This window comes from Pseudomonas sp. TE12234 (assembly GCF_054061835.1).
Genome location: NZ_JBSSEP010000024.1, coordinates 64,051 through 77,487, shown reverse-complemented (window position 1 = coordinate 77,487; position 13,437 = coordinate 64,051). Strand labels below are relative to the sequence as shown.

Below are 13,437 nucleotides of genomic sequence, written 5' to 3'. Positions count from 1 at the left end.
AAAAAGCGTTCGCGACAGGCCGGCCCCGGATCAACCAGGAGGTTGAACCGGGGCCGGCCCGTAAACTATCGAGGTGCGCTGTTCGTACCTCTGGAGAAATTGATTTGCCTTGGAGCGCGTTATGAAACTGCTGGTCGTTGAAGATGAGGCTCTGTTGCGTCATCACCTGCAAACCCGGCTGACGGACAGTGGCCATGTCGTCGAGTCTGTGGCCAATGCCGAAGAGGCTTTGTACCAGACCGAACAGTTCAATCATGACCTGGCGGTGATCGACCTCGGCCTGCCGGGCATAAGCGGGCTCGAGCTGATTCGCCAACTGCGCTCGCGCGGCAAGACCTTTCCGATCCTCATCCTCACGGCGCGTGGCAACTGGCAGGACAAGGTCGAAGGCCTCGCCGCCGGTGCCGACGACTATGTGGTCAAGCCGTTCCAGTTTGAAGAGCTCGATGCCCGGCTCAATGCGTTGCTGCGTCGGTCCAGTGGTTTCACCCAGTCGACCATTGTCGCGGGCCCATTGCTGCTCGACCTCAATCGAAAACAGGCAAGCCTTGATGAGCAGCCGCTGGCGCTGACAGCATACGAGTACCGTATTCTTGAATACCTGATGCTTCATCACCAGCAAGTCGTGGCCAAGGATCGTCTGATGGAGCAGCTGTATCCGGACGACGATGAGCGTGATCCAAATGTGATCGAAGTGCTGGTTGGCCGCCTGCGACGAAAACTCGAAGGTCGTGCGGGCTTCAAGCCGATCGATACCGTGCGGGGCCTCGGCTACCTGTTCAATGAGCGCTGCAGTTGATTCGTTCCCTGCGCGTCCGCTTGATGCTCGCCGCCACCATTCTGGCGGTGTTGTTCATGCTCGCGTTGCTGCCGGCGATGCAGGGTGCGTTCAGCCTGGCACTGCAGGATTCTATCGAGCAACGACTGGCGTCGGACGTTACGACGCTGATTTCCGCTGCGCGAGTGGAGAACAACCGCTTGCAGATGCCGGCACAATTGCCCGACGAGCGCTTCAACCTCACCGATGGCCGTTTGCTCGGTTATATCTATGACCGTGAAGGTAATCTGGTCTGGCGGTCTAAGGGCACTCAGGAAGAAAACATCAATTACAAACCGCGCTATGACGGGCACGGTAATGAGTTCGCAAGAATCCGCGAAGCCAATGGCCAGGAGTTCTTCGTCTATGACGTCGAGGTCAAGCTGCTCGGTGGTAAAAACGCGGCGTTCAGTATTGTCACGCTGCAACCGGTGCGCGAATACGAACACACCCTGGAAGGCCTGCGGGAAAACCTCTATCTGGGCTTCGGCGCGGCATTGCTGGTGCTGCTGGCCTTGCTTTGGATTGGTCTGACGTGGGGCTTGCAGGCATTGAGCCGCCTAAGTAAGGAGCTTGACGAAATCGAAGGCGGCACTCGCGAAAGCCTCAGCGAACAACATCCTCGCGAACTGTTGCGCTTGACCGGTTCTCTGAACCGCTTGCTACACAGCGAACGCGAACAGCGTAGTCGTTATCGTGATTCCCTTGACGATCTGGCGCATAGCCTGAAAACCCCATTGGCGGTGCTGCAAGGCGTCAGTGAAGACATGGCGCAACGCGCCGAAAATCGCGAGCAAGCCTGGGTCCTGCAAAACCAGATCGAGCGTATGAGTCAGCAGATCAGCTATCAATTGCAGCGCGCCAGCCTGCGTAAAAGCGGTCTTGTACGGCATCAGGTGCGCCTGCAGCCTGTGCTGCAAAGTCTGTGTGACACTCTGGACAAGGTTTATCGTGACAAGCGCGTGCGAGTCGCCATGGACTTGCCGCCGCAGTGTTACATGCCAATAGAGCAGGGCGCCTTGCTGGAGATGATGGGTAACCTGCTGGAGAATGCCTATCGCCTGTGCCTTGGCGAAGTGCGAATCAGCGTGCGTCAGACCTTGAGTGGTATCGAGTTGTGCGTCGAAGACGACGGCCCCGGCGTCCCGCCCGACCAGCGCGCTCGAATCCTGCAACGCGGTGAGCGCCTTGACCGGCAACATCCGGGACAGGGCATTGGCCTGGCAGTGGTCAAGGACATCATTGAAAGTTACAGCGCCAAACTGACCCTGGACGACTCACCGATGGGGGGCGCGGCATTCCGGATTCACTTTCCGGCGGTTTGATCCTCGTTTCAAGCTTCGCGAGCCCAGGCTTCTGCAGGCTCGTTCAATTTCCCTGAGCGCGGTACGCCCCCGGCGTCAGCCCCGTCCATTTCTTGAACGCACGATGAAACGCCGAGGGCTCGGAAAACCCCAGCTGTTCGGCAATCTGTTGCAACGACAGGTCGGCGCGACTCAAGTGATAAATCGCGATGTCGCGACGCAACTGATCCTTCAACTCCTGAAAACTGCTGCCTTCTTCGCGCAGATGGCGGCGCAATGTCTGCGGGCTGATGTGCAGGTGCGCGGCCACGGCTTCCAGATCCGGCCAGCGCGAACTGTCGCGACTGAGCAGCCTGCGCAGCTGACTGCTCAAACTGTCGCCATCGTCGGGGCGCGACAGCAGATCGGCAGGGGAGCGCTCAAGGAAATGCTTGAGCGTCCGCTCGTCCTGTAGCAGCGGCATGTTCAGGTAGCGACTGTGAAACAGCAGGCTGCTGTGGGCGGTTGAAAATTCTAGTGGGCAGGAAAAAAGCAAATCATATTCGGCCCCGTGCTCCGGACGCGGATAGCTGAACGTGGCCTGCTCCAGGCGTATGCGCTGGCCGATCAGCCAACTGCCGAATCGATGCCAGATCACCAGCAGGCTCTCGGTGAGGAAATGGTCTGGATCCCACAGATGCGCATCTTCCAGGCTCAGGCGGATCATTTCATCTTCGCGCGTCAGGGTCAGGCGCGGGGCATCGGGGAATAGGCTATAAAACAATAAGCCACGATTAAGTGCCTTTTCCAGATTACGGCAGTGGATCACGGCATGACACATCATCGCGAAGCTGCCCGGCTTGCTCGGGCCTTGCCCGAAACCCAGGTACTCATCGTCCAGTGCCTGCCACAGTGCCTGGATCAGTTGGGCGAACTGTTCAGGAGCGATGCGCGCCCGCGGCTCGTCGAGCAATTCGGGGCTGATCCCCAACTGCTGCAGCAGACCCGAATAGTCGTAGCCGCATCGCTGCGCACCACCAAGAGCGGCACGGGCGAAATGACTGGCGATGGTACGTTCGCGCATAGAAGACAGCCCATCCATTGAGCGACGGATGGTAGCTGCGGGAATTGCTGATGAACAGGGCGGATATCCGCCAATTTGCAGGACGCGATCCGTCGGATGGGCGGAAATCCGCCACTGCTTTGTAACTGACGGGTGACAAGGGAATGCCTGCAAACCTTGATGTCAAAAGGCTTGCAGGGTTTTCGCGGAACGTGGCACGGGCCTTGCGATACAACGAGTAGATGCTTGCCGTCGCGCAGCTCGAAAAACAAATCCCTCCAGTGCAGGAGGGTTCGCAATTCAGGTGTCGTGGACAACAGATGGATGTTGTCACCGCGCACTCTTGAGGAACTTTGCAATGACGACTCGTCAGCCACTGTACAAATCCCTGTATTTCCAGGTGATCGTTGCAATTGTCATCGGTATCTTGCTCGGTCACTACTATCCACAGCTCGGTGTGGCGGTTAAACCACTGGGTGACGGGTTCATCAAACTGATCAAAATGATCATCGCCCCCATCATCTTCTGCACCGTCGTCAGCGGTATCGCGGGCATGCAGGACATGAAGTCGGTCGGCAAGACCGGCGGTTACGCGCTGCTGTACTTCGAAATCGTTTCGACCATCGCCCTGCTGGTGGGCCTGGTCGTGGTCAACATCGTGCAGCCAGGCGCTGGCATGCACATCGACGTCAGCACGCTGGACGCCTCCAAAGTCGCCACCTATGTGGCGGCCGGTGCCGATCAAAGCGTCGTCGGCTTCCTGCTCAACGTGATTCCGACCACCATCGTCGGCGCGTTCGCCACGGGCGACATCCTGCAAGTGCTGATGTTTTCGGTGATCTTCGGTTTCGCCCTGCATCGCCTGGGGGCCTATGGCAAGCCGATCCTGGACTTCATCGATCGTTTTGCCCACGTGATGTTCAACATCATCAACATGATCATGAAGCTCGCCCCGATCGGTGCCTTTGGCGCCATGGCGTTCACCATCGGTGCCTACGGTGTCGGCTCGCTGGTGCAACTGGGTCAGTTGATGGCCTGCTTCTACATCACTTGCCTGTTGTTCATCCTGATCGTGCTGGGCGCTATCGCTCGGGCCCACGGCTTCAGCGTGTTGAAAGTTATTCGCTACATCCGTGAAGAACTGCTGATCGTGCTGGGTACTTCGTCCTCCGAATCGGTACTGCCTCGCATGCTGATCAAGATGGAGCGTCTGGGTGCGCAGAAATCCGTGGTGGGTCTGGTGATCCCGACCGGTTACTCATTCAACCTCGACGGTACTGCGATCTACCTGACCATGGCGGCCGTGTTCATTGCCCAGGCGACTGACAGCCACATGGACATCACTCACCAGATCACCCTGCTGGTGGTACTGCTGCTGTCCTCCAAGGGGGCTGCGGGCGTGACCGGTAGTGGTTTCATCGTGCTGGCCGCTACCCTGTCTGCCGTTGGCCACCTGCCGGTTGCCGGTCTGGCGCTGATCCTTGGTATCGACCGCTTCATGTCCGAAGCCCGTGCGCTGACCAACCTGGTGGGCAACGCCGTTGCCACTCTGGTGGTGGCCAAGTGGGTCAAGGAGCTGGACACCGACGTGATGCACGCCGAACTGGCCTCGGGCGGTCGCGGCATTGCCGATGAGCCTAAAGATGATGTTCTGGGCCACGTCGAAGGGGCAACCCCGACTAGCGCCAAGTAAACCTTGGCATGATGAAAGAACCCGCTTCGGCGGGTTTTTTCATGCCCGGGATTTGAGCACAACGGTCAGCTCGACTGGCGCATAAGGTGATTGCTGCATGGCGGCCGGTTGCCTAGGCTGGTGCATCGTCAATGGAGAACGCACATGCCCGGTCCACTTGCATCTCTCAAGGTTCTGGATTTCTCGACATTGTTGCCGGGGCCATTCGCTTCGTTGTTGCTGGCGGACATGGGCGCGGAGGTGCTGCGCATCGAGTCGCCGACTCGCATGGACCTGCTACGCGTGCTGCCGCCCCATGACCGGGGCGTTTCCGCCAGTCATGCTTACCTCAATCGCAACAAGCGCAGTCTGGCACTGGACCTCAAACAGCCCGAGGCGCTGGAAGTGATCAAGCAGCTGCTGCAGGACTACGACATCGTCCTGGAACAATTTCGTCCAGGCGTCATGAAACGATTGGGCCTGGGCTATGAAGCCTTGAAAGCGATCAACCCGAAGCTGATCTACGTGTCGATCACCGGCTACGGCCAGACCGGCCCCTACAAGGATCGCGCCGGGCATGACATCAACTACCTGGCCCTGGCCGGGCTCTCGAGCTACACCGGCCGCGCCGACAGTGGCCCGTTGCCCTTGGGCGCTCAGGTGGCGGACGTCGCCGGAGGCTCGCTGCACGGGGTGATCGGTCTGCTGGCGGCGGTGATCGCCCGACAGCAAACCGGTCAGGGGCAATATCTGGATGTGAGCATGACCGATTGTGCGTTCAGCCTGAACGCCATGGCGGGCGCCGGGTATCTGGCATGCGGTATCGAGCCGGGTCGGGAAGACCAGGTGCTCAATGGCGGCAGTTTCTACGACTATTACCGCTCGCGGGACGGGCGCTGGTTGTCGGTGGGCAGCCTGGAGCCGGATTTCATGAAGCAGCTATGTACGGCGTTGGGGCTGGAGAAACTGGCCAGTCTCGGCTTATCGCCGCAACCGGCCCAGCAAAAGCGCCTCAAGGAGGCGCTGAGGGTCGAGTTCGAGAAGCGCGATTTTGCCGAATTGTGTGCGTTGTTTGCCGAGCTGGATGCCTGCGTCGAACCGGTATTGAGCCTGAGCGAGGCGGTGCAGCATCCGCAAATGCAGGCGCGGGAGTTGGTGACCGAGGTGCCACGGGGGGACGGTACGAATCAAGCACAGATGGCGTGCCCATTGAAATTTTCGCAAGGTTTGCCGCCACCCAGACATATTGGCGCGGCGCTGGGGCAGCATACGGATCAGGTGTTGGATGAGTTGGGGTATAGCGCTGAGCGGATTGCTGAATTACGGCGTGCCAAAGTGGTCCTTTAGTGCCCGCGATGAGGCCAGCACGGGTACCCAAAAAACACTACTCGACCCGCATTTCCCCACTGAACACCAACGTATTCCGACAGCGCCGACACAAATACCGCCGGCCCTGTCTCACCAGACTGTGGCGCTGCGCTGAAAACGGAAAATCGCTGTCTGCGCACGGGCATTTATAGATGTAACGGGTCACGCTGCGGCGTTTGACGTCATATGTGTGGCAACGGTTGGGCGGCAGTTCGTACACGCCGCGCATGATCAATTGCCACTCTTCGCCATGGGGCTGGATGCGATCGCCGAACAGCTGATGGGCGATCAGGTGCGCGACTTCGTGGGCCACGGTTTGCTTGAGGAAGTCTTCGGTGTTTTCCCGATACAGTTGCGGATTGAAGCGCAGCAAGTTCTCGTGCAAATGCGCGACGCCGGCTTTTTGCCCACGCAGCTTGAGGCTCACCACGGGGCGTTTGAAAGGTCGTTTGAAAAAGGATTCGGCTTGTTGGAAACAGTCTTCGACGCGGGAATTGAGTTGCTCGGGCATGCTTGATGGATCTCCAGAGACGTCGAGTATGCCGCAACCCTCGGGCCTTGCGAATTGCCGAAGCGCCGAATGGTCGTTGCCATTCTCCAGGCTGAAGAATTAAAAGGCCGCCTTGCGGCGGCCTGTGTTGGCAGATCTTGTTTTTTTGGGGGGTGTTGCTAATTGGTATAGACCGGCCCCACGCCGAGTCCCCAGACAATCACGGTGAACGCCATGATGGCCACCAGCACCACCAGGCCTACGGCAAGTACCGAGCTGGAAAACAGAAAGCCCTCGTCGGATGGAATGTTCATGAACGTCGGTAGCCCGACATACAGCAGGTAGACCGTGTAGCAGATCGCTGCGGTGCCGACGATCATTCCCAGCCACATATGCGGGTAAAGGGCTGCGAGGCCGCCAATGAACAGCGGAGTCGCCGTGTAGGTCGCAAACGCCACACAGCGTGCCAGGCTTGGATTGGCGTCATAGGTACGGGCCATCCAGTGAATGAATGCGCCCATGACCGCCACACCGCCCAGCATGGCCAGATACGACATGATGGTCATCCATAGCGCGCTCTCCTGGGTCAGCATCACCGGCGCTCGATTGCCAATGACCCAGCCGACCTGTGTGGTGCCGATAAACGCCGACACCGCAGGGATCGCCGCCAGAATCAGCGTGTGCGTCAGGTACATGTGGCTGATGCTTTCCTCCTGGTCGCCACGGATTTCTTTCCATTCCTGATCAGGGTGGGTGAAAAGCCCCACTACGTGATGGATCATGCCAGTCACTCCTCTTTTTTTACCGTCGCCCCCCAGTGGAGCGCCTACGGGCCTAGCAGGCCAAGTAAGTTCTAGGTCTGGATATGAATGCGACCTTATGTCGCAGTATAGGAAGGAGTTTCCCTGGAAGGAGTAGGGTCATTAGAGCAAATCGCGCTGTAAACAAGGGTCTTAATCGCCATGGGGTCTGTGCGAGACCGGATTTGCGGCGACCAGGCAAGCTCCCTTGCCAGGAGGATTCCGAGGGCCTTCGCCAGCGGGGCGTTTTTGCGTAAAATGCCGGCCTTTCGTCACACCTCACGGATTTCGCGTCATGGGCACTCTTACGGTCAACCAGAACAAACTGCAAAAGCGCCTTCGCCGTCAGGCCGGTGAGGCTGTTGCCGACTTCAACATGATTGAAGACGGCGACAAGGTCATGGTCTGCCTGTCTGGTGGCAAGGACAGCTACACCATGCTCGATGTGCTGATGCACTTGCAGAAGGTTGCGCCGATCAAGTTCGAGATCGTGGCCGTGAACATGGATCAGAAGCAGCCGGGCTTCCCTGAGCACGTACTGCCTGCCTATCTCAAAGAGCTGGGCATCGAGTATCACATTGTCGAGAAAGACACCTACTCGGTGGTCAAGGAGCTGATTCCGGAAGGCAAGACCACGTGCTCACTGTGTTCACGTCTGCGTCGCGGAACGCTTTACACCTTCGCCGATGAAATCGGCGCGACCAAAATGGCGCTCGGTCACCACCGTGACGACATTGTCGAGACGTTCTTCCTGAACATGTTTTTCAATGGCTCGCTCAAGGCCATGCCGCCAAAACTGCGTGCCGACGATGGCCGCAACGTGGTGATTCGCCCGCTGGCCTACTGCAACGAAAAAGACATTCAGGCCTATTCGGACCTCAAGCAATTCCCGATCATCCCGTGCAACCTTTGCGGTTCCCAGGAAAACCTGCAGCGTCAGGTGGTCAAGGAAATGCTGCAGGACTGGGAGCGCAAGACCCCTGGCCGTACCGAAAGCATTTTCCGCAGTCTGCAGAACGTGATCCCGTCGCAGCTGGCGGACCGCAACCTGTTCGACTTCACCAACCTGCGTATCGACGAAAGCGCTGCATCGCGCTTCGTCAATGTGGTTAACCTCTAACCACAATTACGGTGGGAGCGAGCTTGCTCGCGATGGCGTCGTGACAGTCGACAACACTACCGGCTGACACATCGCCATCGCGAGCAAGCTCGCCCCCACTTTTGGTTTTCGTTTCAATCCTCAGGAGAGGGCATGCGCGACTACAAGTGGCTGAACGAATACTGCTTGAACCGTTTCGGTTCGGCGGCTGAACTGGAAGCCCATCTGCCCGTTCCCAAGACCCCGGCGCAATTGCGCAAAATCAGCGACGATCGCTATCTCTCGACCATGGCATTGCGCGTGTTTCGCGCCGGGCTCAAGCACAGCCTGGTCGATGCCAAGTGGCCGGCCTTTGAAGAGGTGTTCTTCAAGTTCGATCCGGAAAAAGTCGTGCTGATGAGCGCTGAACATCTGGAGCGCCTGATGCAGGACGCACGGATCATCCGCCACCTGGGCAAACTCAAGAGCGTACCGCGCAATGCGCAATTCGTGCTGGATGTGGCCCATGAACAGGGCAGCTTCGGTGCGATGATCGCCGATTGGCCGGTGACCGATATCGTCGGGCTCTGGACCTTCCTGAAAAAGCGTGGCTCTCAATTGGGCGGTCTTTCGGCGCCGCGCTTCTTGCGCATGGTCGGCAAGGACACCTTTGTGCCGAGCTACGACGTGGTGGCGGCATTGAATGCGCAGAACATCATCGACAAGGTGCCCGGCAGTCTGCGGGATCTGGCGTTGGTGCAGGATGTGTTCAACCAGTGGCATGAAGAAAGTGGCGGGCGGCCCATGAGTCAGATTTCGATGATGCTGGCTTACACCGTGAATCATTGAGACCGAATCGATTCCATCGCGGGCAAGTACGGCGATTCGACTTGCCTGCGATGGCGACAGATCAGGCGGCAGCGATTTCGCCTTCGCCCGCCAGCTTGCGGTTCAACTGAAACCGCCAGCGCACATACAGCAGTGCCGAGCAGAATACCGCCAGGCTCGCGCCCATCTCCAGAAGGCCGAAAATCTGCCGGTTCGGGTCGTAGGCAGCCAAAGCGCCTTTGATGAAATACAGGTTCACCACAAAACACATCCACGAATGCCCACGGGCGCTGCCGATAATCATGCCCGGTGCCAGTAACAGCAAAGGCACCAGTTCGATCAGCAGAATCACCCACGGTCGCGCGCCATGCAGATCGGCAACTATCAAGTAGTAGACGCAAAGCAGGCCTGCCAAGCCGAAAAAGCACAGCAGGCTGATGACGCGCATGGCTCGAACCCGGGGTTCGAGCCATTCGATGGAAGGCAGGATCTTCGGCTTCTTGGCCACTTCAGCGCTCCAGTTTCAGGGCAGTCTTGGCCAGGCGTGAGCCCAGCGCGCGGCACAACGCCACTTCATGGGCATCCAGACCGCTTTTGCCATCGGCGCCTGCATGGTGGCTGGCGCCATACGGCGTGCCGCCACCCTGGGTTTCCAACAGCGCCGATTCGCTATACGGCAGGCCGGTGATCAACATGCCGTGGTGCAGCAGTGGCAGCATCATCGACAGCAGGGTGGTTTCCTGACCGCCGTGCAGGCTCGCGGTGGAAGTGAAGACCCCGGCCGGTTTGCCCACCAGCGCGCCCGTCAGCCATAGATTGCTGGTGCCGTCGAGAAAGTACTTGAGCGGTGCCGCCATATTGCCGAAGCGGGTGGGGCTGCCCAGCGCCAGGCCGGCGCAGTTCTTCAGGTCATCGAGGGTGGCGTAGAGCGCGCCTTCATCGGGAATCTCTGGCGAAACGGCTTCGCACTCGGTGGAAATCGCCGGCACCGTACGCAACCGGGCTTCAAGGCCGGCCTGTTCGACGCCGCGGGCAATTTGTCGGGCCATTTCATTGGTCGAGCCACTGCGGCTGTAGTACAGCACCAGAATATAGGGTGCAGTCACGGCAGCAGCTCCAGGATCTGCTCCGGCGGACGGCCGATGACGGCTTTGTCGCCGACTTCGAGAATCGGTCGCTCCATCAGTTTCGGGTGAGCGGCGATGGCGGCGATCAATTGCGCTTCGCTCAGGCTGCTGTCGGCCAGGTTGAGGGTCTTGTACTCGTCCTCGCCAGTGCGCAGCAGTTGCCGGGCACTGATCCCGAGTTTGCCCAGCAGGCTCTGGATTTGCGCGGCGTCCAGTGGCGTTTCGAGGTAGCGCACCACGGTCGGCGTCAGGCCACGGGCTTCAAGCAGTTCGAGCGCACCGCGGGATTTCGAGCAGCGCGGGTTGTGATAAAGCGTCAGATCGGTCATGAGCGGGTCGCATCTTGCGTAAGGTGGCGGCTATTCTAACTGTGCAGCGCGCAATCCAGAACCTCGGGAGGCGATGGGTCGCAGGCGCATTCAATTTTTGACAAGGAACACAACATGACTAGGCGACTGGCAGCGGCATTGGCGATCATCGGAGCGTTGATGCTGGGGGGCTGCGGTAATGACTATGGCATTGACCAGAACGGTCAGAAAATCGCCTCCGATCGTCTGGACGGCAAGTGGCTGGTGCTTAATTACTGGGCGGAATGGTGCGGCCCGTGCCGTACCGAAATCCCGGAACTGAACCAGTTGGCCGATCAGATCAAGGACAAGAAGATCGGAGTGTTCGGGGTCAACTTCGACAATGTGCAGGGCGAAGAGCTCAAAGGCGCCAGCGAAAAACTCGGGATCAAGTTCACCGTGTTGGCGCAGGATCCTGCCGAATTGTTCGATTTACCGCGCAGCGAAGCGTTGCCGGTGACGTACATCATCGATAACAAAGGCAAGGTGCGCGAACAATTGATGGGCGAGCAGACGGCGGCGGGGGTGATGGCGAAGCTGGAGGCGTTGCAAGCTAAAAATTAAGGATAAGGATCACGGCCAAGCTTTTCAGCGATAAGCACCTGCTGAAAGCTTGACCGGGAACAGAGTATTTACAGGGGAAGGGGATCAACCCTCTTCAAGCCACCAGCGCAGTGGCTTGCCTTCGGCCGGCCAGAAACGCATCTGGTCGATCGGCGAGACGTCCCAACGCTGTACGTTTTCCAGCGCTTGCAGGAAACGTTTTTCCTGTTCCATCAACGCTGGAGCGCAGAGTTTTCGGGTACTGCCGACTTTGCCGAAGCTGAGTTTGTCGCCTTCGAGCGTATAAGGCGCGAACCAGTGGTTACAGCCGCCGTTACCGTAGGCCCGACCGTCTTCACCCAGGGTGATGGTCAGGTGGCTGTAGTCCATCAGCGGGCGTTCGCCGATCCACTCCAGGATGTAGCTGCGGTTCTGTTGCAATTGCACCGGTTCGGCGGCGCAGCCAACCAGGCTGGCACCGACCATCGCGGTCAGAGCGAGGCGTTTCATCACGCGGGCTCCTGGCATTTCGGGCACAGGTGTTTCTCACCAACCGACTTCCAGCCCAACTCGGCAATCCGCGCAGAGGCCGCTGGTTTTTCCGCTTTATTGCCCAGTTTGGCGTCGACCGCGAATTCGAAGCTCAGCTCTTTGGCGCAGCTGTCGCAATTCACTTGCCAGGTGTGGATCGCCAATTCGCCGAACACGGGACCACTGGCCACCGCGACCCATTGGCCCGGTGGGTTGATCAGGTGGCGAACCGTTTCGACGGTCAGGCGCATGGACAAGTCCTTGGCGCCTTTGAGGGTCACAATCAGCACGTCGTTGTTGCGAATCGAGCCGCCGTTGCCGGTGACTTGATAACGCCCCGGCACCAGGGCGCGGCATTCGGTGAGGGTGTGTTGCGGGTTCATCAGGCTGTAGCGGAAATCGTGTTCGACCATGGGTCCTCCAAATATGCGCGATATGCTAGCACGGGCATACGCGCAGCATGGCGCGGGCATATGACCTTCGATCAGGTTCAGTCGCCCTCGACCCTGTTTTCGGGGTTGCCGGCCATCCATGCCGAGATATTGCGCAAGGTGGTCGCGGCAATCGCGCCCAGGGCTTCGCGGGTCAGGAAGGCCTGGTGTGCGGTCACGATCACGTTGGGGAACGTCAGCAGTCGCGCCAGCACATCGTCCTGCAATGGCAAGTCGGAGCGATCTTCGAAGAACAGCTGTGCTTCCTCCTCATAGACATCCAGCCCCAGATAACCCAATTGACCCTCCTTCAAGGCGTCGATCAACGCTGGCGTGTCCACCAGGCCACCGCGTCCGGTGTTGATCAGCATCGCCCCCGGCTGCATGTGCGCCAGTGATTCGCGGTTGATCAAATGCTTGCTCTCTTTGTTGAGCGGGCAATGCAAGCTGATGATCTGCGACTCGGCCAGCAGTTGCGGCAAGCTCAGATAACGAGCGCCCAGTGCCTCGACTTCCGGGTTGGGGAAGGGGTCGTAGGCCAGCAGTTTGCAACCGAAACCGTTCATGATTCTGGCGAAGGTCGCGCCGATTTGTCCGGTGCCGACCACGCCGACAGTCTTGCCCACCAGGTCGAAGCCGGTCAGGCCGTGCAGGCTGAAATCGCCTTCGCGGGTGCGGTTGTAGGCGCGGTGCAAGCGACGGTTAAGCGCCAATATCAGGGCTACCGCATGTTCGGCCACCGCATGCGGCGAATAGGCCGGGACGCGCACAATCGCCAGCCCCAGGCGTTTCGCCGCCGCCAGGTCGACATGGTTGTAGCCGGCCGAGCGCAGGGCGATCAGGCGAGTGCCGCCAGCGGCAAGGCGTTCGAGCACCGGGGCGCCGAGGTCATCATTGATGAAGGCGCAGACCACCTCGTGGTGCTCCGCCAATGCTGCGGTATCGAGGCTCAGGCGTGCCGATTGAAAGTGCAGCTCGATATCGGCGGGCAGATCCGCGGCGAGAAAGCTGTCACGGTCATAGGTCTGGCTGCTGAAAAGAATCGTGCGCATGCTGTCC

16 protein-coding genes are annotated in these 13,437 nt (G+C 59.1%); 7 read left to right on the top strand and 9 right to left on the bottom strand.

Annotation, left to right across the window (positions count from 1 at the left end):
* Positions 1-121 precede the first annotated feature (121 nt).
* Positions 122-799, top strand: a complete 678-nt coding sequence (locus ACVWYU_RS27605; RefSeq protein WP_247257888.1) for a response regulator — start codon at positions 122-124, stop codon at positions 797-799.
* Positions 796-2,142 (top strand): ATP-binding protein, encoded by a 1,347-nt coding sequence (locus ACVWYU_RS27600; protein ID WP_457374185.1) that lies wholly within the window; start codon positions 796-798, stop codon positions 2,140-2,142. The genes ACVWYU_RS27605 and ACVWYU_RS27600 overlap by 4 nt, the downstream gene beginning before the upstream one ends.
* Before the next feature lie 43 nt (positions 2,143-2,185).
* Here the strand turns inward: ACVWYU_RS27600 and ACVWYU_RS27595 are convergent, their stop codons facing one another.
* Complete coding sequence (locus ACVWYU_RS27595) at positions 2,186-3,184, bottom strand: AraC family transcriptional regulator (RefSeq protein WP_090324531.1); 999 nt, start codon at positions 3,182-3,184, stop codon at positions 2,186-2,188.
* A gap of 337 nt (positions 3,185-3,521) precedes the next feature.
* Between ACVWYU_RS27595 and ACVWYU_RS27590 the strand changes: the two genes are divergently transcribed.
* Positions 3,522-4,856 carry a dicarboxylate/amino acid:cation symporter gene (locus ACVWYU_RS27590; protein ID WP_390957074.1) on the top strand — a complete coding sequence of 445 codons (1,335 nt, stop codon included), beginning with the start codon at positions 3,522-3,524 and terminating at the stop codon, positions 4,854-4,856.
* 144 nt (positions 4,857-5,000) lie between these two features.
* A complete protein-coding gene (locus ACVWYU_RS27585) occupies positions 5,001-6,182 on the top strand; it encodes a CaiB/BaiF CoA transferase family protein (protein ID WP_457374184.1) in 1,182 nt (393 codons plus the stop codon).
* Positions 6,183-6,219: 37 nt separating this feature from the next.
* Here the strand turns inward: ACVWYU_RS27585 and ACVWYU_RS27580 are convergent, their stop codons facing one another.
* Both ACVWYU_RS27580 and ACVWYU_RS27575 read right to left on the bottom strand, forming a co-directional pair.
* Complete coding sequence (locus tag ACVWYU_RS27580) at positions 6,220-6,714, bottom strand: SprT family zinc-dependent metalloprotease (RefSeq protein ID WP_247257892.1); 495 nt, start codon at positions 6,712-6,714, stop codon at positions 6,220-6,222.
* Between the two features lie 158 nt (positions 6,715-6,872).
* Positions 6,873-7,475: a Yip1 family protein gene (locus ACVWYU_RS27575; RefSeq protein ID WP_010457124.1), complete on the bottom strand. Its 603-nt coding sequence runs from the start codon at positions 7,473-7,475 to the stop codon at positions 6,873-6,875.
* 313 nt (positions 7,476-7,788) lie between these two features.
* Here ACVWYU_RS27575 and ttcA point away from each other — a divergent pair, with 313 nt between their 5' ends.
* Together ttcA and ACVWYU_RS27565 are read left to right on the top strand one after the other, a co-directional pair.
* Complete coding sequence (gene ttcA / locus ACVWYU_RS27570) at positions 7,789-8,613, top strand: tRNA 2-thiocytidine(32) synthetase TtcA (protein WP_247257893.1); 825 nt, start codon at positions 7,789-7,791, stop codon at positions 8,611-8,613.
* 132 nt (positions 8,614-8,745) lie between these two features.
* A complete protein-coding gene (locus ACVWYU_RS27565; RefSeq protein WP_090324523.1) occupies positions 8,746-9,420 on the top strand; it encodes a DNA-3-methyladenine glycosylase I in 675 nt (224 codons plus the stop codon).
* A 61-nt stretch (positions 9,421-9,481) separates the two neighbouring features.
* On the opposite strand, the gene ACVWYU_RS27560 is transcribed toward ACVWYU_RS27565, so the two are convergent.
* The 3 genes from ACVWYU_RS27560 to arsC are packed head-to-tail and all read right to left on the bottom strand — an operon-like array spanning position 9,482 to position 10,855.
* Positions 9,482-9,907 (bottom strand): DUF2069 domain-containing protein, encoded by a 426-nt coding sequence (locus ACVWYU_RS27560; RefSeq protein ID WP_457374183.1) that lies wholly within the window; start codon positions 9,905-9,907, stop codon positions 9,482-9,484.
* A 1-nt stretch (position 9,908) separates the two neighbouring features.
* A complete protein-coding gene (wrbA, locus tag ACVWYU_RS27555; protein ID WP_090324520.1) occupies positions 9,909-10,505 on the bottom strand; it encodes an NAD(P)H:quinone oxidoreductase in 597 nt (198 codons plus the stop codon).
* Positions 10,502-10,855, bottom strand: a complete 354-nt coding sequence (gene arsC / locus ACVWYU_RS27550) for an arsenate reductase (glutaredoxin) (RefSeq protein ID WP_090324518.1) — start codon at positions 10,853-10,855, stop codon at positions 10,502-10,504. Before arsC ends, wrbA begins: the two co-directional genes overlap by 4 nt.
* Before the next feature lie 114 nt (positions 10,856-10,969).
* Between arsC and ACVWYU_RS27545 the strand changes: the two genes are divergently transcribed.
* On the top strand, positions 10,970-11,437 hold the full coding sequence (locus tag ACVWYU_RS27545; protein ID WP_090324517.1) for a TlpA disulfide reductase family protein: 468 nt from the start codon (positions 10,970-10,972) through the stop codon (positions 11,435-11,437).
* 84 nt (positions 11,438-11,521) lie between these two features.
* Here ACVWYU_RS27545 and ACVWYU_RS27540 read toward each other — a convergent pair whose 3' ends face one another.
* The 3 genes from ACVWYU_RS27540 to ACVWYU_RS27530 form a co-directional block, all read right to left on the bottom strand.
* Positions 11,522-11,926, bottom strand: coding sequence for an META domain-containing protein (locus tag ACVWYU_RS27540; RefSeq protein ID WP_090324515.1), 405 nt, complete (start codon positions 11,924-11,926; stop codon positions 11,522-11,524).
* Positions 11,926-12,360: a hypothetical protein gene (locus tag ACVWYU_RS27535; protein ID WP_090324513.1), complete on the bottom strand. Its 435-nt coding sequence runs from the start codon at positions 12,358-12,360 to the stop codon at positions 11,926-11,928. The genes ACVWYU_RS27540 and ACVWYU_RS27535 overlap by 1 nt, the downstream gene beginning before the upstream one ends.
* A gap of 77 nt (positions 12,361-12,437) precedes the next feature.
* A complete protein-coding gene (locus ACVWYU_RS27530) occupies positions 12,438-13,430 on the bottom strand; it encodes a 2-hydroxyacid dehydrogenase (protein ID WP_090324512.1) in 993 nt (330 codons plus the stop codon).
* Between the last annotated feature and the right edge of the window lie 7 nt (positions 13,431-13,437).

Coding starts and splice junctions, on each gene's coding strand:
- ACVWYU_RS27535 (WP_090324513.1), bottom strand. CDS start 12,360: ATGGTCGAACACGATTTCCGCTACAGCCTGATGAACCCGCAACACACC.
- ACVWYU_RS27590 (WP_390957074.1), top strand. CDS start 3,522: ATGACGACTCGTCAGCCACTGTACAAATCCCTGTATTTCCAGGTGATC.
- ACVWYU_RS27605 (WP_247257888.1), top strand. CDS start 122: ATGAAACTGCTGGTCGTTGAAGATGAGGCTCTGTTGCGTCATCACCTG.
- ACVWYU_RS27575 (WP_010457124.1), bottom strand. CDS start 7,475: ATGATCCATCACGTAGTGGGGCTTTTCACCCACCCTGATCAGGAATGG.
- ACVWYU_RS27545 (WP_090324517.1), top strand. CDS start 10,970: ATGACTAGGCGACTGGCAGCGGCATTGGCGATCATCGGAGCGTTGATG.
- ACVWYU_RS27530 (WP_090324512.1), bottom strand. CDS start 13,430: ATGCGCACGATTCTTTTCAGCAGCCAGACCTATGACCGTGACAGCTTT.
- ACVWYU_RS27565 (WP_090324523.1), top strand. CDS start 8,746: ATGCGCGACTACAAGTGGCTGAACGAATACTGCTTGAACCGTTTCGGT.
- ACVWYU_RS27540 (WP_090324515.1), bottom strand. CDS start 11,926: ATGAAACGCCTCGCTCTGACCGCGATGGTCGGTGCCAGCCTGGTTGGC.
- ACVWYU_RS27585 (WP_457374184.1), top strand. CDS start 5,001: ATGCCCGGTCCACTTGCATCTCTCAAGGTTCTGGATTTCTCGACATTG.
- ACVWYU_RS27580 (WP_247257892.1), bottom strand. CDS start 6,714: ATGCCCGAGCAACTCAATTCCCGCGTCGAAGACTGTTTCCAACAAGCC.
- ACVWYU_RS27595 (WP_090324531.1), bottom strand. CDS start 3,184: ATGCGCGAACGTACCATCGCCAGTCATTTCGCCCGTGCCGCTCTTGGT.
- arsC (WP_090324518.1), bottom strand. CDS start 10,855: ATGACCGATCTGACGCTTTATCACAACCCGCGCTGCTCGAAATCCCGC.
- ttcA (WP_247257893.1), top strand. CDS start 7,789: ATGGGCACTCTTACGGTCAACCAGAACAAACTGCAAAAGCGCCTTCGC.